The sequence below is a fragment of the Microbacterium sp. USHLN186 genome, assembly GCF_037145155.1.
Taxonomy (GTDB): domain Bacteria; phylum Actinomycetota; class Actinomycetes; order Actinomycetales; family Microbacteriaceae; genus Microbacterium.
On record NZ_JBBCYA010000002.1, the window covers coordinates 237148 to 255548 of the forward strand.

Consider the following 18401-nt stretch of genomic DNA (forward strand, 5'->3'; position numbering starts at 1 on the left):
ATCACAAGGAGTGAACAATGGCTGGAGAACGACAGGCACGCCTCGCCGACCGCATCCGGGTGATCCTCGCCGAACGCCTCGAGAAGGGCCTGCGTGATCCGCGCCTCGGGTTCGTGACGCTCACCGACGTGCGCGTCTCGGGCGACCTGCAGCACGCCTCGGTGTTCTACACCGTGCTCGGCACCGAGGAGGAGCGCGTCGCCAGCGGCGCCGCGCTGACCTCGGCCACCGGGATGCTGCGCCGCGAGGTGGGCCGGCAGCTGAACGTGCGTCTCGTGCCGACCCTGGAGTTCATCCCGGATGCGCTTCCGGAGAGCGCGGGGCACATCGCCGATCTGCTGCGCGAAGCCCGTGAGCGCGACGCGGAGGTGGCCAAGCTCGCCTCCTCGGCGACCCACGCCGGCGAGGCCGACCCCTACCGCCGTGAGGACGAAGAAGAGGACTGAGCAGCCGGCTCACGCTCGCCACGTGGCAGCAGCAGCGCCCCCTCGGCCGCCTCGATGAGGCCGTCGGCGACGAGCGAGTCGATTGCGCGGTGCCGCTGCAGCGCATCCGGCCAGTCCTGGAGGACCTCGGCCGCGGGCAGCGCGTGCCCCTGCACGTCGCGCAGTGCCTTCAGCACTGCGCCGCGCGCCTGCCGGTCCGAGCCCTCATAGCGTGCCTGCCGGCGCCGGCGGTCGCCGGTGTCGGGTCGTCCGGCGGCGAGCCAGGCGCATCCGGATGCCAGAGGGCACGCCGTGCACTGCGGTGCGCGCGCCGTGCAGATCACGGCACCGAGCTCCATCATGGCCGCGTTGAACGCCGCGGCCTCTTGACGGTCCTCCGGCAGCAGCTGCGCCATCTCGGTGAGATCGCGCTTCGACGCCGGTTCCGGCTGCGACCGTCCATGCACGGCCCGAGCGATGACGCGGCGCGTGTTGGTGTCGACCACCGGGTGCCGGTCGCCGTAGTGGAACACCGCGACCGCCCGCGCGGTGTAGTCGCCGATGCCGGACAGGCCCAGGAGCGCATCCACGTCGCGCGGCACGGCGCCGCCGTGTCGCTCGCTCACCTCGATGGCGGCGCGGTGCAGCCACAGCGCGCGCCGGGGGTAGCCGAGGTTCGCCCACTGGTGCACCACCTCCGCCGGCGAGGCGCTCGACATCGCTGTCGGGTTCGGCCAGCGTCGCAGCCACGCCTGCAGATGCGGGATCACCCGGCTCACGGGCGTCTGCTGCAGCATGAACTCGCTGACCAGCGTGCCCCAGGCGCCGTAGCGCTCGGCGAACTCGTCGCTTCGCCAGGGCAGATCCCGCGCCGAGCGGGCGTACCAGTCCAGCAGCCGACGTCGCCATGACGAGGAGTCGGGCGCGGATGCGTGGGCGGGCACCACACCACCCTAATCTCGCCGTCGAGCCGGATCCGACGCCGATAAGCTGGACCGATGGCCTCATCCGGCATCCTGCTCGTCGACAAACCCGGCGGAATGACCAGTCACGACGTGGTCGCCCGCGTTCGTCGCGCGTTCGGCACGCGCAAGGTCGGTCACGCCGGCACCCTCGACCCGATGGCGACAGGTCTGCTCGTGATCGGGATCGAGGGCGCCACCCGGCTGCTCACCTACATCGTCGGCGCCGACAAGACCTACCTCGCCACCATCCGCCTCGGCTCGGCGACCACGACCGACGACGCCGAGGGCGAGACGATCACCCAGGCCGATCCGAGCGCGCTGACCGCTGTCACCGAAACGGCGATCGCAACGGGCATCAAGGCGCTGACCGGCTCGATCTCGCAGGTGCCGAGCGCGGTCTCCGCCATCAAGGTCGACGGTCGGCGCGCGTACGACCGCGTCCGCGCGGGGGAGGAGGTCGAGCTCGCCGCCCGGCAGGTGACCGTCTCGCGCTTCGACGTGCTCGCGGCCCGGCGCGAGGAGGGCCTCGTCGACGTGGACGTCGTGGTCGACTGCTCCTCGGGGACGTACATCCGCGCACTGGCTCGCGACCTGGGCGACGCGCTCGGGGTCGGCGGCCACCTCACGGGACTGCGTCGCACCCGCGTGGGCGGCTTCGATGTCGCGGATGCGGTCGGCCTCGACCAGCTCGCCGCAGCGCAGCCGCTCAGCCCGGCTGCGGCGGCCGCGCGGACCATGCCGGTGCTCGAGGTGACGCCCGAGGAGGCGAGGGATCTGCGCCACGGCAAGCGCCTGCACGGACAGGCCGATCGGCTCACCTCATCCGAGGTCGCCGCGCTCGACCCCGACGGAGTGCTCATCGGCGTGATCGAGGCACGCGGCAACGACATCAAGAGCGCCATGAACATGCCGGAGGTGCAGTGATGATCCAGTGGTTCACGATGCTGCAGATCGTGGTCGCCTGCGCTGCCGGCCTGTTCTGCCTGATCGCCGGATTCGCCGGACGTCGGCCCAGCGACTGGACGGTGGGCAGTCTGCTGCTGGTCGAGGTGCTGCTGATCGCGCAGGTCGTCGTGGCGATCGTCGCGCCCCTGACCGGCAACCCGCCCACCGGCGATCTGCTGGAGTTCTGGGTGTACCTCGTCTCGGCGGTGCTGCTGCCGTTCGGCGGCACGGCATGGGCGCTGCTGGATCGCAGCCGCTGGAGCACGGTCATCCTCGGCGTGATCGGCTTCTCGCTCGCGATCATGCTCTGGCGCATGCAGGCGATCTGGACCGTCCAGGTCGCGTGAGCCCGGCTGCAGGCCGCCGCGTAAGATGGAGCACGCAATGTCCCACACCGTTTCGCGCGCCCGGATGACGGGCATCGGCCGCGTCCTCGTGATCGTCTACGCCGTGATGGCGCTGGCAGCCACCGGCCGCAGCTTCGTTCAGATCATCCGTCGTTTCGACGAGGCTCCGCTCGCGTACAGCCTCTCGGCGCTCGCGGCGGCGGTGTACATCCTCGCCACGCTGGCACTCGTGCTCGCCGGGCGCCCCGGATGGTACGTCGTCGCCTGGGTCGCGATCGTCTTCGAGCTGACCGGCGTGCTCGTCGTCGGCGCGCTCAGCCTGCTCGCCCCGGCCCTGTTCGGTCACGACAGCGTGTGGTCCTACTTCGGCATGGGGTACCTGTTCATTCCTCTGGTGCTCCCGGTATTCGGACTCTGGTGGCTGCGCACGCACCGGCCGCAGGAGGTGGACGCATGATCGTCTTCCGCGACCCCGCCCAGGTGCCCGCCGACTTCGGTCGCACCGTGGTCGCGATCGGCAAGTTCGACGGCGTGCACGTCGGCCATCGCGCGGTCATCGAGCGGATGGCGCAGGACGCTCGCAGCGTCGGCGCCCGCACGGTCGCAGTCACCTTCGACCGCAACCCGCTCGAGGTGCTGCGCCCCGAGCTGTGTCCCGAGAACGTGGTCTCCACCGAGCGCAAACTGGCGCTGCTGGGCGAGCTGGATCTGGATGCCACGCTGGTGCTCACCTTCGATGAGGCCCTCGCCGGCCTTCCCGCCGAGGACTTCGTGCGCGACATCCTCGTCGAGTCGCTGCACGCGGCGGTGGTGCTGGTCGGCCGCGACTTCCGCTTCGGACGGGGCGGTGCCGGCGACCCCGCCCTGTTGCGGCGACTGGGCGCGCAGTACGACTTCACAGTCGACGTGATCGACGACGTGGCCTCCGCCGGCGACGGCCGCCGCGTGTCGTCCACGTGGGTGCGCGAGCTGCTCGCCGCCGGGGACGTCGCACAGGCGGCCACTGTGCTGGGCCGACCGGTCACCGTCACCGGCGAGGTCGTGCACGGGCTCAAGCGGGGCCGGGAACTCGGCTTCCCGACGGCCAACCTCTCCGAGACGCTGGATGCCCTCGCGCCGGCAGACGGGGTGTACGCCGGCTGGCTCGTCGACCACGTCACGGGCATCCGGCATCCCGCTGCGATCTCGGTCGGGACGAACCCCACCTTCGACGACGTGCATCGCCGTCAGGTGGAGGCGCATGTGCTCGACACCAGCGGGCTGGACCTGTACGGTCACCGGGTCACCGTCGAGTTCACCCATCATCTGCGCGGGATGGTCGCCTTCGCGGGCATGGAGCAGCTCATCGCGCAGATCGGCGCCGACGTCGCCGCGGCCCGCGAACGGCTTGCCGCGCGCTGACCGCGAACGCGCCTTCCGGAACCGGCCCCGTACAGGTGGGATGCACCGCGCAGCGCGGAATGGCCTAAACTCGGATCAGGTACTCGACGAGAGCCGCGACACGCGTGCAGACCGAGCACCGACCTCCGCACGGTCCTGGCTGGCGCCACACGCGGAGAACAGCAACGAACCGAAGGCCCCTTCGGCACTTCGGCACTCACGCTCAGGAGGAGCATGCCGAGCACGGCTACCGTCGCATCGCGGCGAAAGAAGACGTCCCGTCGAGACGAAGAGGCGCCGCTGATCCCGATCCTCGCCCGGAAGGTGCGCGAGATCGAGGCCAAGGCGCAGCGCGCCAAGCTGGGTCCGACGAACCGCGTCAAGTTCCAGGTGATCGCATTCCTGGTGCGTGAGGAGCGCGCGCGGGTGAAGGCCGACGGCGAGATCACGGATGCCGCCCGCGCCGAACTGCTCAAGCGCCTGGACGGCGTCGCCACGATCCTCGCGAAGACCGCCGCACGCGACACCTCCCTGATCCAGCTGCTCGAAGCCGATCAGGCGACCTCGCCGGTGGCCAAGCGCATGCGCCGCGACTGGCTGCTCGAGTCGGGCGCAGAGCTCGCGCCCGAGGAGCTCATCATCACCGACGTCGCGCCGATCGTGCAGACCCCCGTCGTGCCGGCGGCTCTCGCCGAGAAGCAGGTGACTCCGCCGTCGGTGGAGTCGCGACTTCTCGCCACACCGTTCCTCGCACCCGACCTCACCCCCCGTCCGGCGGCGGCGCCGCGACGGCGTCTGGACGGCTGGGAGCTGATGGGTCCGCTCTACAAGGCCTTCGAGTCCGGAGCAGGTGGCGGAGCGGCGAGCATGGAGCTGCCCCCCGTGCCGGAGTACGATCACATCTCGCCCAAGGGCCGTGAGGTGATGGTGCATCAGTCGCGTTTCGTCGAGGCCGTGCGCGCGGGGCACCGCAGCTTCCTGCTCGCCGACGAGCCAGGGCTGGGCAAGACCGCGCAGTCTGTGCTCGCAGCCTCGGTGGCCGACGCGTATCCGCTGCTGGTGGTCGTGCCCAACGTTGTGAAGATGAACTGGGCGCGCGAGGTCGAGCGCTGGACGCCGCAGCGCCGCGCGACGGTGATCCAGGGCGATGGCACCGACATCGACGCGTTCGCCGACGTCTTCATCGTCAACTACGAGATCCTCGACCGGCACCTGTCGTGGCTGGGCTCGATCGGGCTCAAGGGCATGGTCGTCGACGAGGCTCACTTCATCAAGAACCTGTCCTCGCAGCGCTCGCAGAACGTGCTCGCGCTGGGCGCCCGCATCCGCGAGCGCGAGCACGACCCGCTGCTGCTCGCCCTCACCGGCACCCCGCTGATCAACGACGTCGAGGACTTCGACGCGATCTGGCGCTTCCTGGGCTGGACCAACGGCGAGAAGCCCGAGCCGGAGCTGATGGAGAAGCTGGATGCCACCGGTCTGACCCCGGCCGAGAAGTCCTTCTACGCCGAGGCGCGCGAGGCGGTCATCTCGATGGGCATCGTGCGACGCAAGAAGAAGGACGTCGCCGCCGACCTGCCCGATAAGCTCGTCGCGGATCTTCCCGTGCAGCTGGACGACGAGTTCGGCCGCGGCATCCGTGAGGCCGAGCGCGAGCTCGGGCAGCGGATGGCGGCGAAGTACCGTCGCATCGTGGAGGCGCGCGAGGCCACGCACGGTGCGTCCGCCGGCGCGTCCCTGAACCTGTCGAGGGGGATCGACGACGACATCGTGCGCCTGGTCGCCCACAACGAGCTCGAGGAATCGAAGGCGGCGGGCGCCGGCGGCGACAACGTCTTCACGATGGTGCGCAGGATCGGCCAGGCCAAGGCGCTGCTTGCCGCGGACTACGCGGTGCAGCTGCAGCGCTCGGTCGAGAAGGTGGTGTTCTTCGCAAAGCACGTGGACGTCATGGACCAGGCGGAGGCGCACTTCGCGGCATCCGGCGTGAAGTCGGTCTCCATCCGCGGCGACCAGACCACTCCGGCGCGCCAGCAGGCGATCGATGCGTTCAACACCGATCCCGAGGTGGGCGTTGTCGTGTGCTCCCTCACCGCCGCGGGCGTGGGGGTGAACCTGCAGGCGGCGTCGAACGTCGTGCTGGCCGAGCTGAGCTGGACCGCTGCCGAGCAGACCCAGGCCATCGACCGGGTGCATCGCATCGGGCAGGACGAGCCGGTCACCGCGTGGCGCATCATCGCCGCGCACACCCTGGACACGAAGATCGCCGAGCTGATCGATCAGAAGCAGGGCCTCGCGGCGCGGGCGCTCGACGGCGAGGCCGTGAGCGAGGAGCCGGGCGAGTCCGTGCAGATGGCGGCGCTCATGCATCTGCTGCGCGAGGCGCTGGGCGGGTAGTGGCAAGCAGACGTTAAGAACTTCTGTTCTTGGCGTCCGTTTTCGTGCTCCGACGCAGGATCAGGCGAAGAACGTCGGAATCGCGCGGGAGCCTCCGGCAAGATCCGCCTTTTTCGCGGCGCTCGAATGGCATCCGATCGGGATCTTCACTAGGGTCGAGAACGGGCAGCGTCGCCTCTTCTCCTTTCCCTTGAAGCACGAAGGCAGCAGCATGAAGATCGGCATCCTGACCAGTGGCGGCGATTGTCCCGGCCTCAACGCGGTGATCCGCGGCATCGTGCTCAAGGGCACCACGACCTACGACCTCGAATTCGTCGGCATCCGCGACGGCTGGCGCGGCGTCGTCGACGGCGATTTCTTCCCGCTCACCCGGCACGAGGTGAAGGGGCTGTCGAAGGTCGGCGGCACGATCCTCGGCACCAGCCGCACGAACCCCTACGAGGGCACCCGCGGGGGAGCGGAGAACATCGCCAAGACGATGTACGGGCACCGCATCGACGGCATCGTCGCCATCGGCGGCGAGGGGACGCTCGCGGCCGCCGATCGCCTGTCGAAGGACGGGATCAACGTGCTCGGCGTGCCGAAGACGATCGACAACGACCTGCGCGCAACGGACTACTCGTTCGGCTTCGACACCGCCGTGAACATCGCGACCGACGCGATGGACCGCCTGCGCACCACCGGCGACTCGCACCAGCGCTGCATGGTGGCCGAGGTCATGGGACGGCACGTCGGCTGGATCGCCCTGCACGCCGGCATGGCGGCCGGCGCGCACGTCATCTGCATCCCCGAGGTGCCCATGTCGATGGACGAGATCTGCTCGCTGGTCAGCAGCGCCGCCGACCGCGGACGCGCGCCGCTCGTCGTCGTGTCCGAGGGCTTCACGCTCAAGGGCATGGACGAGGCGTACAGTGACAAGGGGCTCGACGCGTTCAACCGCCCGCGCCTGGGCGGGATCAGCGAGATCCTCGCGCCGGAGATCGAGCGGATCACCGGTATCGAGACGCGCTCCACGGTGCTCGGTCACATCCAGCGCGGCGGTTCGCCCTCCGGCTTCGACCGCGTTCTCGCCACCCGGCTCGGCCTGCACGCCGCAGACGCCCTGGTCGACGGCGCATGGGGGCAGATGGTCGCGATGCGCGGCACCGACATCGTCCGGGTGCCCTTCGCCGAGGCGCTGGGCGAGCTGAACACCGTCCCCCGGGCCCGCTACGACGAGGCCGCCGCGCTGTTCGGCTGACGCGGCCCCGTCGCGGTCGGCGAGAGCGAGCCGCGCTCAGTCGCCCGCGAGGCCGAGCACGTCCAGCATCCAGGCCAGCTCGAACGCGCGCTCCCGCCAGGCGTTGTAACGCCCGCTGACGCCGCCGTGTCCGGCCGACATCTCGCACTTCATCATCACGTCCTGCGCCCCCGCGTGACGCAGCGCCGCCACCCACTTCGCGGGCTCGACGTACAGCACCCTGGTGTCGTTCAGCGAGGTCATCGCCAGGATCCGCGGGTACCGGACGTCATCGCGGATGTTCTCGTAGGGGGTGTAGGTCTTCATGTAGGCGTACACCTCGGCGTCGTGCAGCGGGTCGCCCCACTCGTCCCACTCCACCACGGTCAGCGGCAGCGAGGGGTCGAGGATGGAGGTGAGCGCGTCGACGAACGGCACCCCGGCGAGGATTCCGGCGAACAGGTCGGGCGCGAGGTTCGCCACTGCGCCCATCAGCAGGCCGCCCGCGCTGCCGCCCTCGGCCACGAGCCGCGCCGGCGTCGTGATCCCGGCGTCGACGAGGTGACGTGCGCAGGCGATGAAGTCCGTGAAGGTGTTGCGCTTGCTCAGCTCCTTGCCCTGCTCGTACCAGTGCCGGCCCATCTCACCCCCACCGCGCACGTGCGCCACCGCGAACACCACACCGCGATCGAGCATCGACAGGCGCATCATCGAGAAGCCGGGATCGATGGAGTGCTCGTACGATCCGTAGCCGTACAGGTGCACCGGCCGCACACCATCGCCGGGCTCGCCGAACGATCGCTTCCACACCAGCGAGATCGGCACCTGCGCGCCGTCGTCCGCGGTGGCCCAGACGCGACGCTGCGCGTACTCCTGGGGGTCGTACCCGCCGAGCACCGGCGTCTGCTTGCGCAGGTGCTTCGTGCCGGTGGCGACCTCCAGGTCGAGCACCTGCGGCGGGGTGACGAATGAGGTGAAGGTCATGCGCAGGAAGGGGGAGTGCCATTCCGGATTGCCGGCGAAGTACGCGTCGAACAGCGGTTCGTCGAATCCGATCTCGTCGACCGCGCCGGATGCCAGATCCATCAGCCCGGCCCGTACCAGGCCCTCGCGTCGGTACTCGACGGTCGCGAAGTCGCGGAAGCAGTCGACGTCGATGATCCGCCGCTCGGGGCTGTGCGGCAGCAGCACCCGTCGGGCGCCCAGCGGTTCGGCCGCGGGGACCGAGACGAGCTCGAAGTCCAGGGCGTCCTCGTTGTGCAGGATCAGCAGGCGGTCCTCTCCGTCCACCACGGCGTGGTCGACGGAGTACTCCACGCCGTCACGGCGAGGCCAGACCACACGCGGCTCGGCCTTCGGGTCGGCGAGATCCAGCAGCCACTCCTCGCTGGTGACCTTCGATCCGAGGCCGATGACGAGATAGCGACGGCTGCGCGTGATGCCCGCGCCCATCCAGAACCTCTCGTCCGGCTCGTGGAACAGTCGCACGTCGTCCTGCACGGGCGTGCCGAGGCGATGCAGCCACAGCGTGTCGGGTCGCCACGCCTCGTCGCGGGTCGTGTAGACGATCGATTCCCCATCCGGTGTGAAGAACGCCTGACCGGTGCTCGGGATGACATCCGGCAGCCGCTCGCCCGAGACCAGGTCGCGCACATGCACGGTGTACAGCTCCGAGCCCTCGAGGTCCACCGACCACAGCAGGCGCGTGCCGTCGTCGGAAGCGTCGAAAGCGCCGAGCGAGAAGAACTCGTGACCTTCGGCCTCCACGTTGCCGTCCAGCAGCACCTCCTCGCCCGGCACCGGCACACCCGGCTCGAGCACGGGCGGGGTCCAGTCGTCGCCGGTGGCCGCGGTGCGGCACTGGATGCCGTAGTGCGCGCCCTCCTCCGTGCGCCCGTAGAACCACCAGGCCCCGCGGCGCACGGGCACGGACAGGTCGGTCTCCAGCACGCGTGAGCGCACCTCCTCGAACAGCTGCTCACGCAGCGGGGCGAGATGGGCGGTGCGCGAGTCGGTGTACGCGTTCTCCGCCTCAAGGTGCGCGACCACCTCCGCGTCGTCCTTCGCGCGCAGCCACTCGTACGAGTCCTCGAAGACGTCGCCGTGGTGGCTGCGGGTGTGCGGGCGTCGAGCGGCCACGGGGGGCCGGATGCTGGATTCGGTCACCCTGCCACGCTACCGGGCGAGTTGACCGGGACGGGGGACGGTGGGAGGATTCATGCGGGTCCTTCAACGGATAGCAAACCCACGGTGAACTCTTCGTTCGTCACCGCCGAACTCTCGGCTCCTCCCTGGCAGTCCCAACGAAAGAGACCGGTGGAAACCGCAGCCCTCATCGTCGTGCTGGTCATCGCGCTGGCGCTCTTCTTCGACTTCACCAACGGATTCCACGACACGGCCAACGCAATGGCCACCCCGATCGCCACGGGGGCGCTCAAGCCGAAGACGGCGGTGCTGCTGGCCGCGGTGCTCAACCTCGTCGGCGCCTTCCTTTCCACCGAGGTGGCGAAGACGGTGTCGGGCGGGATCGTGCGAGAGGACGTCATCGCCCAGCAGGGTGCGACGGTCTTCCTGCCGCTGATCTTCGCCGGTCTCATCGGCGCGATCACCTGGAACATGCTGACCTGGCTTCTCGGCCTGCCCTCCAGCTCCTCCCACGCGCTCTTCGGCGGTCTCATCGGAGCCACCCTGGTGGGCATCGGCGTCACCGGCATCGACTTCGGCATGGTGATGTCCAAGATCATCCTGCCCGCCCTGATCGCGCCGGTCACCGCCGGGATCATCGCGTTCATCGCGACCAAGATCGCCTACGGCGTGACCCGCCGCTACGACGGCAAGCCCGACGGCCGCTCGGGCTTCCGCTGGGGGCAGATCTTCACCTCCTCCCTGGTGGCGCTGTCGCACGGCACAAACGACGCTCAGAAGACGATGGGCGTGATCACCCTCGCGCTGATCACCATCGGCTGGCAGACCGGCGACCCGGGCAGCGAGCACTACCACAACCCCGAGTTCTGGGTGATCGTCGCGTGCGCATTCACGATCGCGCTGGGCACGTACCTCGGCGGATGGCGCATCATCCGCACGCTCGGCAAGGGCTTGACCGAGGTCAAGCCGGCGCAGGGCTTCGCCGCCGAGAGCTCCACCGCCGCGACGATCCTGGCCTCCAGCGCGCTGGGCTTCGCGCTGTCGACCACGCAGGTGGCATCCGGCTCGGTCATCGGCTCGGGGCTCGGCCGACGCGGCGCGACAGTGCGCTGGGCGACAGCCGGCCGCATCGCCATCGGCTGGCTGCTCACCCTGCCGGCCGCCGGCGGGGTCGGCGCGCTCGCCGCACTGCTGGTGACCTGGCTCGGCGGCTGGGGAGTGGTGATCGACGCCGTGCTCGCGCTGGTCATCATCGTGGGTCTGTTCCTGCACTCGCGTCGCAACGCAGTCACGTCGGCCAATGCGATGAGCCCCGTCGCGGAATCCGGCCTCGCCGTCGACCAGCCCGAGGTGCCCGGCCCGACCCGACGCGCCACCCGCGTGGAGCTCATGCGTGCGCTCGAGCGCGCGGAGCGCAAGGCCGACGAGGCCGAGCGGGCCGCGCGCCGCGCGAAGAAGCTGAAGAAAGCGGGTGCCTCGCCCAACGAGATCAAAGCCGCCAAGCGCGCGGCGCAGAAGGCGGCGCAGAAGTTCGCGGACGCCGAGCGGGCGGCCCAGGAGTGGGAGCGTCTCAGCGCCAGCCGGAAGGAGCGCGCGAAGCTCGCCGAATGGGACATCGCCGTCGACGAGCCGGAGGAGGCACGATGATCACGATCGACTGGGGCGCGTTCCTCAATGTATTCGTCGCCGCGCTGCTGGGCGCCGGTGCGATCGTCCTCTTCTACGCGCTCGGACTGCGCATGCTGGTGCGCGCGGGCCGCGTCCCCGTGGTCACACCGGTGGAGTTCACCGACGCCATCACCGTGCTGACCGAGAAGGAGATCAGGCGGGCGGCCAAGCAGGCAGAGAAGGCGGCACGCAAGAGCCCGCTGAGCGAGGGACAGAAGCGGCTGGCGTTCGCGGGTGCGATCGTCTGCTTCGTGCTGTGCGGCGCGGCGGTCGTCGGCGGCATCCTCGTCATCGTCATCGGGCACTGAGACACGGGGAGCGGGCCGCATAGGCTGGCCTCATGCCAGCGTCCCACGCCTTCGGCCGGCACGACCCGGCCACGCACGTGATCGTGCACGTCAGCGATCCGCACCTGCTTGCCGACGGTGCAGCGCTGGGAGGCCGCTACGACGTCGACGCCACGCTCGCGCAGACCCTCGACGCGATCCGGGCCACCGACTGCGACCCGGTGGCGGTCGTCATCACCGGCGACCTCGCGGACCTCGGTGAGCCCGACGCATACCGGCGCCTGCGGGCAGCGGTCGAGCCGCTCGGCGAAGAGCTCGGCTGCCCGATCGTCTGGGTCGCCGGCAACCACGACGAGCGCTCCGCGCTGCGCGAGCACCTGCTGGATCTGGCACCGACCCAGGCGCCGGTGACCGGGGTGTGGAACCTCGACGGACTGCGCCTCATCGCTCTGGACACCAGCGTGCCGGGATGGCACCACGGCGATCTCGACCGCGCGCAGCTGGACTGGCTGCGCGGTGAGCTGGTCTCTCCCGCCCCGCACGGGACGCTGCTCGCGATGCACCATCCACCGCTGCCCAGCCACATCCCGCTGTTCGACATCCTCGAGCTGCGGCATCAGGACGAGCTGGCCGAGGTGCTGCGCGGCACCGATGTGCGCGGCATCCTCGCGGGGCATCTGCATTACTCCGCGCACGGGCTCTTCGCGGGGATCCCGGTCAGCGTCGCCTCGGCCACCTGCTACACCATGAACGTCGCCCGTCCCGCGACCGAGGTGAACGGGATGGACGCCGCGCAGTCGTTCCAGCTCGTGCATGTGTACCCCGACACCATCACGCACACGGTGATCCCCGTGGTCGATGCGCCCACGGGTGATCACTTCACCGCGGAATGGGCCGCGCGGATGGCCGCGCTCACACCCGAACAGCGACTCGAGGCCTTCTCCCGCAAGCTCGCGCCCTGAAGCACCGTAGACTGGGAGCATCCCCCGAATTCCCTACTCGCCACTACCCACAAGGATGTGACATGGCCTCTTCTGAGCCGACCACGACCCGGACCGAGACCGATTCGATCGGAAGCCTGGAGATTCCGGGGGACGCGTACTACGGGGTGCACACCCTGCGCGCCGAGCAGAACTTCCCGATCACCAAGCGCCCGATCTCGGTGTATCCCGACCTCGTCCGCGGCCTCGCGATGGTCAAGCAGGCCAGCGCGCGGGCGAACAAGGAGATCGGCGTGCTCGATCCCGAGAAGGCCGACCTGATCGACGCCGCCGCGCAGCGCGTCATCGACGGGGAGTTCCACGACCAGTTCATCGTCGGCGTGATCCAGGGCGGCGCGGGCACGTCCACCAACATGAACGCCAACGAGGTCATCACCAACATCGCGCTCGAGATGGCAGGCCATGAGAAGGGCGACTACGCCTTCCTGTCGCCGATCGATCACACCAACCGCAGCCAGTCCACGAACGACGTGTACCCGACCGCGGTGAAGATCGGCCTGTCGCTGAACCTCGTCTCGCTGCTGGACGAGCTCGATCTGCTGCGCAAGTCGTTCCTCGGCAAGGCGGACGAGTTCCACGACGTGCTCAAGGTGGGTCGTACCCAGCTGCAGGACGCAGTGCCGATGACCCTCGGCCAGGAGTTCCACGGCTTCGCCACCACGCTCGGCGAGGACCACAGCCGCCTCACCGAGAACGCCTCGCTGCTCACCGAGATCAATATGGGTGCGACCGCCATCGGCACCGGCATCACCACCCACCCCGACTACGCGCCCACCGTGCTCAAGCACCTGCGCGAGATCAGCGGGCTCGACCTCAGCACCGCGACCGACCTCGTCGAGGCCACCAGCGACACCGGCGCGTTCATGTCGTTCTCGTCGTCGCTGAAGCGCAACGCGATCAAGCTCTCCAAGATCTGCAACGACCTGCGCCTGCTCTCGTCCGGGCCGCAGGCCGGCATCGGCGAGATCAACCTGCCGGCGATGCAGGCCGGCTCCAGCATCATGCCCGGCAAGGTCAACCCCGTCATCCCCGAGGCGGTCAACCAGGTCGCCTTCGCGGTCGCCGGCGCCGATGTCACCGTCACCATGGCGGTCGAGGGCGGCCAGCTGCAGCTGAACGCGTTCGAGCCGGTCATCGCGCACTCGATCTTCCAGTCGATCACCTGGATGCGTCAGGCCATGTGGACGCTGCGGGTGAACTGCGTCGACGGGATCACCGCCAACCGCGAGCGCCTCGGCGCGATGGTCGGCGCGTCGGTCGGTGTCGTCACCGCGCTCACCCCGTTCATCGGCTACGCGGCCTCGGCCGCCCTGGCGAAGACCGCCCTGCTCACCAACCGCAACGTGGCCGACCTCGTCGTCGAGGCCGGCCTGATGTCGCGCGACGAGGTGATGAAGCAGATCTCGCCCGCGCGCCTGTCCGGACTCGAGACGGCCACCGCCGCCATCCCGGTGATCGCCGCCGAGGACGTGCCCGAGAGCTGACCCGTCGAACGCAAGAGGCGGATGCTGTGCAGCATCCGCCTCTTGCGTCGTGATCCGCGCCGGTGCGTCCGGTCAGTCGAGGACGCGGCAGTGCGTGGTCAGCTCGCCGATGCCGTCGATGCCCACGGTCACCGTGGAGCGGTCGCGGAGGAAGATCTGCGGATCACGCGAATACCCGGCGCCGCCCGGGCTGCCGGTGGAGATCAGCGTGCCCGGCTGCAGGGTGACCGACGACGACAGGTGCGCGATGAGCGTCGCGACGGTGCGCACCATCTGACCGGTACTGGCGTCCTGCACGGTCTGCCCGTCCACCACGGCCCAGATGTGCAGATCCTGCGGGTCGGGGATCTCGTCGGCGGTGACCACGACGGGGCCGGTGGGGGTGAAGCCGTCGAACGACTTGCAGCGCGACCACTGCGCCTCGGCGAACTGGATGTCGCGCGCGGTGATGTCGTTCACGACCGTGTACCCCCACACCGCGTCGAGGGCGTCCTCCTCACGGACGTCCTTGGCGGCACGGCCGATGATGACGCCCAGCTCCGCCTCGTAGTCGACCGACTCGCTCAGAGTGCGCGGCCAGGAGATGGCGGCATCGTGAGCGGTGAGGGAGTTCGGCCACAGCGTGAAGATGGTCGGTGCGGTGTCGGTCTTCAGCCCCAGCTCGCTGGAGTGCGCGGCGTAGTTCAGGCCGACGGCCAGGATCGCAGGTGGTGCGAGCACCGCGGAGTGGTGGCGCAGGTTCGCGAGCGGATGCCGTTCCGCGTCGCCCCGCGCGTGCGCCGCACGCAGCTCGTCGAGCATCTCGTCACCGCCCTCGATCAGCTGCTGCAGGGTTGCCGGAGCGGGGGAGAGGAGATCGCTGACGAGGATCGCCTCCTCGCCGTCGACGACGGCGAGGAGCGGGGTCTCGGAGGCGCGAGTGCTCAGATGGGCGAAACGCATGCCTCTACGCTACCGGGCGCCGCGACGTGCACGGCAGAGGCGACCTCTAGGCTTTCCTCATGAGCTTTGGAGGACCGCCCCCGGCCGCGCAGCCCCCCGGTTTTCCCTCGGCGCTCGCACGCCGTGACGTCGATGCGCCACCCCCGCCGGCGGCGCCGGCACCCGCTCCGGCGATGCCCGCACTCCCATTGCCCACACGACGCGGCCGGTCCGCGTCGATCTGGCTGTTCGGCGTGCTGGGCTTCACGCTGCTGGCGCTGGTCGCGTACTTCGCGGTCTTCCTCGGAGTGGGTGCGTCGGTGATCGGCCTCGTCCTCGCGCTCGTCCCCCTCGGGATCGTGCTCACCGGCGTGCGCCTGATCGACCGGTGGGAGCCGGAGCCGAAGAGTCTGGTGCTGTTCGCCCTGCTGTGGGGCGCCGTCGGTGCGATCGGCCTGACGCTGCTGGTGGATCTCGCCTTCACGCTGCTCGTCGGTCCGCGCGACGAGTTCTTCGCCGGTGTGCTGCAGGCGCCGGTGATCGAGGAGCTCGCGAAGGGCATCGGCGTTCTTCTGGTGTTCCTCGTGGGACGTCGCGCCTTCGACGGCCCGGTCGACGGCGTCGTCTACGGTGCGCTGGTGGGCGCCGGCTTCGCGTTCACCGAGAACATCCAGTACTTCGGCACCAGTCTCATCTCCGGCGGCGCCGTCGAGCTCACCCTCACCTTCCTGCTGCGCGGACTGGTCTCGCCGTTCGCGCACGCGATGTTCACCGCGCTCACCGGCTTCGCGATCGGCCTCGCTGCCCGCCGGGGAGGGACGTTCGCCTCGGCGACGGCGGCCGGAGCGATCGGCCTGATCGGCGCGATCGCGCTGCACGCTTACTGGAACGGCTCTTCGCTGCTCGGGGACTTCCTCGCGCTCTACCTCAGCACACAGATGCCGCTGTTCGTGATCTTCATCCTCGCGATCCTCGCCCTGCGGCGTGAGGAGGCGCGGCTGACCAGGACGCGACTGGGCGACTACGCAGCCGCCGGCTGGTTCACCGCGCAGGAGGTCGACATGCTCGCCACGCCGGCCGGCCGCCGGGCGGGGCTGCAGTGGGCCGCGGGTCTGCGCGGGAACCGTCGGCCGCTGATGCAGCAGTTCATCCGGGACGCCGCCGCGCTGGCGGCCGTCCGTCAGCGCGCTATCGCCGGGCGCGATCCGCTCGCGGCCGCCGACGAGCGCGCCCTGTTGATGCGCACGCGCGACACCCGGGCCCGGTTGCTGGCCTTCTGACAGACTCAGCGCCCGGTGCTGCGGCAATGCCTGCGAGTCTCCCGGGCGCTGAGTTGATCTGTGTACAGCCTGCATCGCAGGCAGGCCGAAGTCAAGGTCTGCCGCCGATCCGATGCGCGGATACTCGGCCGGCGGTTACGCGCTCAGCGGACGCCACACGTTGACCGCGACTCGCTCGCCGCGATTGGATGGACGCATGACTGAACGCACGAAGCCCGAGTTCGACGCTCCCACCGGTCCCGCTCCGACCGAGCTGGTCATCCGCGACATCATCGTCGGAGACGGCGCCGAGGCGAAGCCGGGAGACACCGTCACCGTCCACTACGCCGGTGTCGAGTACGACTCCGGCGAGGAGTTCGACTCGTCCTGGGGTCGCGGCGAGACCATCCAGTTCCCGCTGCGCGGCCTCATCCAGGGGTGGCAGGACGGCATCCCCGGCATGAAGGTCGGCGGGCGTCGTGAGCTGGTCATCCCGCCGCACCTCGCCTACGGCCCCGCCGGGGGAGGTCACTTCCTCTCGGGGAAGACGCTCATCTTCATCATCGATCTCGTCGCCGTCGGCTGACCCGACCGCACCCGCGCAGCCCCCGGAGCCACTGGCTCCGGGGGCTGCGCGCGTATGAGCAGTGGCGATGCTCAGGGCTCCGGATTCAGCGCGTCGTACGCGCGGAATCGCGGTGTGAGGCGGGCCAGCAGCCCGGCCAGGCCGATCACCAGGAACCCGCCGAGCAGAGGAGGGAACCACAGAGCGGTGAGGGTCGCGAGGGTGCCGGCGTAGAGCGCGCCGACGCGGGGGCCGCCCGCCACGACGATGATGAAGATGCCCTGTAGACGTCCGCGCATGGCATCCGGCACAGCGGCCTGCATCATCGTGTTGCGGTAGATTGAGCTGACATTGTCGGCTGCACCCGAGAGCGCGAGCGCGACACACGCGAGGACGATGAGCGGCACGCTGGGGGAGTGCGCGGTCGCCGCCGGCAGGAACGCGCCCACGAGCAGGATGCCGCCGAAGAGCGCGATCGCGACGCCGTAAGCCTGCACCGCCCGCGCGATACCCCTCCCGTGCCAGCGGTACTGCACCACCCGGCCGGAGAACAGGCTCGACGCGAAGGTCCCGACCGCGACGGACGCGGCCAGCAGCCCGGTGGTGACCGCGCCGCCGCCCAGCAGCACCGTTCCCAGCGCGGGGTACAGCGCCAGCGGATTGCCGAAGGTCATCGCGACGATGTCCAGCAGGTACTGCGTGCGGATGTTGCGGGCCCGACGCAGGAAGCGCCAGCCATCGACCAGGGATGCCAGTCCCGGACGCACGATCGTGCCCTCGGGCAGCAGCGCCGGCAGGGTCCACAGCCCGAGGAACATCGACAGCATGAGGATGACGTCGATGGTGTACGTCCAGCCGAAGCCCGTCAGGGCGACGAGCATGCCGGCGACGGCGGGGCCTACCATCACGGTGAGCCCGAACGCCACGCCGTTCAGCGCCGACGCGGCGGCGAGCTGATCGCGTGGGATCAGGCGGGGAACGATCGCGGTGCGGGTGGCCATGCCGACGGAGTTGGCCGCCGCGATCACCATGCTCAACGCGTACAGCCACCAGATCGTCTCCGCGTTCGTCCAGGTGAGTGTCATCAGCAGCCCGGTCGCGGCGAACGCGACGGTCGCCGCGATCAGCGCAACCCGACGGCGGTCGAACGCGTCCGCGAGCATGCCGCCGTACAGGCCGGCCAGCACCATGGGAGCGAGACCGGCGACGGCGATCATCGAGACCGCGAAGGTGCTTCCGGTGAGATCGAACACGTGCAGCATCACCGTCACGATCGTCAGCTGGCCGCCGACGCCCGCCAGCGTCGACCCGATCCACATGCGCGCGAAGGCGGGGCTGGTGCGGAGAGGGCTCAGATCGATCAGATGACCACGGGTGAACTGCACCAGAAGAG

General features: G+C 69.8%; 17 protein-coding genes. 13 read left to right on the forward strand and 4 right to left on the reverse strand.

Annotation, left to right across the window (positions count from 1 at the left end; translation table 11 throughout):
* The first annotated feature begins 17 nt into the window (after nt 1–17).
* Entirely contained in the window at nt 18–446 is a 429-nt protein-coding gene (gene rbfA / locus WFG93_RS05125) for a 30S ribosome-binding factor RbfA (RefSeq protein WP_336645249.1), read from the forward strand.
* On the opposite strand, the gene WFG93_RS05130 is transcribed toward rbfA, so the two are convergent.
* Entirely contained in the window at nt 416–1369 is a 954-nt protein-coding gene (locus WFG93_RS05130; RefSeq protein ID WP_336645250.1) for an A/G-specific adenine glycosylase, read from the reverse strand. The two genes, rbfA and WFG93_RS05130, sit on opposite strands and share 31 nt — an antisense overlap.
* Nucleotides 1370–1423: 54 nt before the next feature.
* Here WFG93_RS05130 and truB point away from each other — a divergent pair, with 54 nt between their 5' ends.
* The 6 genes from truB (at nt 1424) to WFG93_RS05160 (ending at nt 7699) form a co-directional block, all read left to right on the forward strand.
* Complete coding sequence (gene truB, locus WFG93_RS05135; RefSeq protein WP_336645251.1) at nt 1424–2314, forward strand: tRNA pseudouridine(55) synthase TruB; 891 nt, start codon at nt 1424–1426, stop codon at nt 2312–2314.
* The gene (locus WFG93_RS05140; RefSeq protein WP_336645252.1) at nt 2314–2682 is read left to right on the forward strand and encodes a hypothetical protein; all 369 of its coding nucleotides are present in this window, start codon (nt 2314–2316) and stop codon (nt 2680–2682) included. Before truB ends, WFG93_RS05140 begins: the two co-directional genes overlap by 1 nt.
* A 64-nt stretch (nt 2683–2746) precedes the next feature.
* Nucleotides 2747–3139 carry a hypothetical protein gene (locus tag WFG93_RS05145; protein ID WP_336645702.1) on the forward strand — a complete coding sequence of 131 codons (393 nt, stop codon included), beginning with the start codon at nt 2747–2749 and terminating at the stop codon, nt 3137–3139.
* Nucleotides 3136–4083, forward strand: coding sequence for a bifunctional riboflavin kinase/FAD synthetase (locus tag WFG93_RS05150; RefSeq protein WP_336645253.1), 948 nt, complete (start codon nt 3136–3138; stop codon nt 4081–4083). Before WFG93_RS05145 ends, WFG93_RS05150 begins: the two co-directional genes overlap by 4 nt.
* Nucleotides 4084–4296: 213 nt before the next feature.
* Complete coding sequence (locus WFG93_RS05155) at nt 4297–6459, forward strand: DEAD/DEAH box helicase (RefSeq protein ID WP_336645254.1); 2163 nt, start codon at nt 4297–4299, stop codon at nt 6457–6459.
* 211 nt (nt 6460–6670) lie between these two features.
* Nucleotides 6671–7699, forward strand: coding sequence for an ATP-dependent 6-phosphofructokinase (locus WFG93_RS05160; protein ID WP_336645255.1), 1029 nt, complete (start codon nt 6671–6673; stop codon nt 7697–7699).
* Nucleotides 7700–7735: 36 nt separating this feature from the next.
* On the opposite strand, the gene WFG93_RS05165 is transcribed toward WFG93_RS05160, so the two are convergent.
* Nucleotides 7736–9844: a S9 family peptidase gene (locus WFG93_RS05165; protein WP_336645256.1), complete on the reverse strand. Its 2109-nt coding sequence runs from the start codon at nt 9842–9844 to the stop codon at nt 7736–7738.
* A gap of 150 nt (nt 9845–9994) precedes the next feature.
* Here WFG93_RS05165 and WFG93_RS05170 point away from each other — a divergent pair, with 150 nt between their 5' ends.
* From WFG93_RS05170 to WFG93_RS05185, 4 genes are all read left to right on the forward strand, one after another.
* Entirely contained in the window at nt 9995–11470 is a 1476-nt protein-coding gene (locus tag WFG93_RS05170; RefSeq protein WP_336645257.1) for an inorganic phosphate transporter, read from the forward strand.
* Entirely contained in the window at nt 11467–11799 is a 333-nt protein-coding gene (locus tag WFG93_RS05175) for a peptidase (protein WP_336645258.1), read from the forward strand. Before WFG93_RS05170 ends, WFG93_RS05175 begins: the two co-directional genes overlap by 4 nt.
* Before the next feature lie 32 nt (nt 11800–11831).
* Entirely contained in the window at nt 11832–12740 is a 909-nt protein-coding gene (locus tag WFG93_RS05180) for a metallophosphoesterase (protein WP_336645259.1), read from the forward strand.
* 62 nt (nt 12741–12802) lie between these two features.
* Complete coding sequence (locus WFG93_RS05185) at nt 12803–14263, forward strand: aspartate ammonia-lyase (protein ID WP_336645260.1); 1461 nt, start codon at nt 12803–12805, stop codon at nt 14261–14263.
* Between the two features lie 72 nt (nt 14264–14335).
* On the opposite strand, the gene WFG93_RS05190 is transcribed toward WFG93_RS05185, so the two are convergent.
* On the reverse strand, nt 14336–15205 hold the full coding sequence (locus WFG93_RS05190; RefSeq protein WP_336645261.1) for a fumarylacetoacetate hydrolase family protein: 870 nt from the start codon (nt 15203–15205) through the stop codon (nt 14336–14338).
* A 173-nt stretch (nt 15206–15378) separates the two neighbouring features.
* On the opposite strand from WFG93_RS05190, the gene WFG93_RS05195 reads away from it, so the two are divergent.
* Both WFG93_RS05195 and WFG93_RS05200 read left to right on the forward strand, forming a co-directional pair.
* Complete coding sequence (locus tag WFG93_RS05195) at nt 15379–16464, forward strand: PrsW family intramembrane metalloprotease (RefSeq protein WP_336645262.1); 1086 nt, start codon at nt 15379–15381, stop codon at nt 16462–16464.
* A 196-nt stretch (nt 16465–16660) separates the two neighbouring features.
* Nucleotides 16661–17029, forward strand: a complete 369-nt coding sequence (locus WFG93_RS05200; protein WP_336645263.1) for an FKBP-type peptidyl-prolyl cis-trans isomerase — start codon at nt 16661–16663, stop codon at nt 17027–17029.
* 71 nt (nt 17030–17100) lie between these two features.
* Here the strand turns inward: WFG93_RS05200 and WFG93_RS05205 are convergent, their stop codons facing one another.
* The gene (locus WFG93_RS05205; RefSeq protein ID WP_336645264.1) at nt 17101–18393 is read right to left on the reverse strand and encodes an MFS transporter; all 1293 of its coding nucleotides are present in this window, start codon (nt 18391–18393) and stop codon (nt 17101–17103) included.
* Between the last annotated feature and the right edge of the window lie 8 nt (nt 18394–18401).

Excerpts from the sequence above, each read along its gene's own strand:
- rbfA (WP_336645249.1), top strand. The coding sequence starts at position 18 with ATGGCTGGAGAACGACAGGCACGCCTCGCCGACCGCATCCGGGTGATC.
- truB (WP_336645251.1), top strand. The coding sequence starts at position 1,424 with ATGGCCTCATCCGGCATCCTGCTCGTCGACAAACCCGGCGGAATGACC.
- WFG93_RS05140 (WP_336645252.1), top strand. The coding sequence starts at position 2,314 with ATGATCCAGTGGTTCACGATGCTGCAGATCGTGGTCGCCTGCGCTGCC.
- WFG93_RS05145 (WP_336645702.1), top strand. The coding sequence starts at position 2,747 with ATGACGGGCATCGGCCGCGTCCTCGTGATCGTCTACGCCGTGATGGCG.
- WFG93_RS05150 (WP_336645253.1), top strand. The coding sequence starts at position 3,136 with ATGATCGTCTTCCGCGACCCCGCCCAGGTGCCCGCCGACTTCGGTCGC.
- WFG93_RS05155 (WP_336645254.1), top strand. The coding sequence starts at position 4,297 with ATGCCGAGCACGGCTACCGTCGCATCGCGGCGAAAGAAGACGTCCCGT.
- WFG93_RS05160 (WP_336645255.1), top strand. The coding sequence starts at position 6,671 with ATGAAGATCGGCATCCTGACCAGTGGCGGCGATTGTCCCGGCCTCAAC.
- WFG93_RS05175 (WP_336645258.1), top strand. The coding sequence starts at position 11,467 with ATGATCACGATCGACTGGGGCGCGTTCCTCAATGTATTCGTCGCCGCG.
- WFG93_RS05180 (WP_336645259.1), top strand. The coding sequence starts at position 11,832 with ATGCCAGCGTCCCACGCCTTCGGCCGGCACGACCCGGCCACGCACGTG.
- WFG93_RS05185 (WP_336645260.1), top strand. The coding sequence starts at position 12,803 with ATGGCCTCTTCTGAGCCGACCACGACCCGGACCGAGACCGATTCGATC.
- WFG93_RS05190 (WP_336645261.1), bottom strand. The coding sequence starts at position 15,205 with ATGCGTTTCGCCCATCTGAGCACTCGCGCCTCCGAGACCCCGCTCCTC.
- WFG93_RS05195 (WP_336645262.1), top strand. The coding sequence starts at position 15,379 with ATGCCCGCACTCCCATTGCCCACACGACGCGGCCGGTCCGCGTCGATC.
- WFG93_RS05200 (WP_336645263.1), top strand. The coding sequence starts at position 16,661 with ATGACTGAACGCACGAAGCCCGAGTTCGACGCTCCCACCGGTCCCGCT.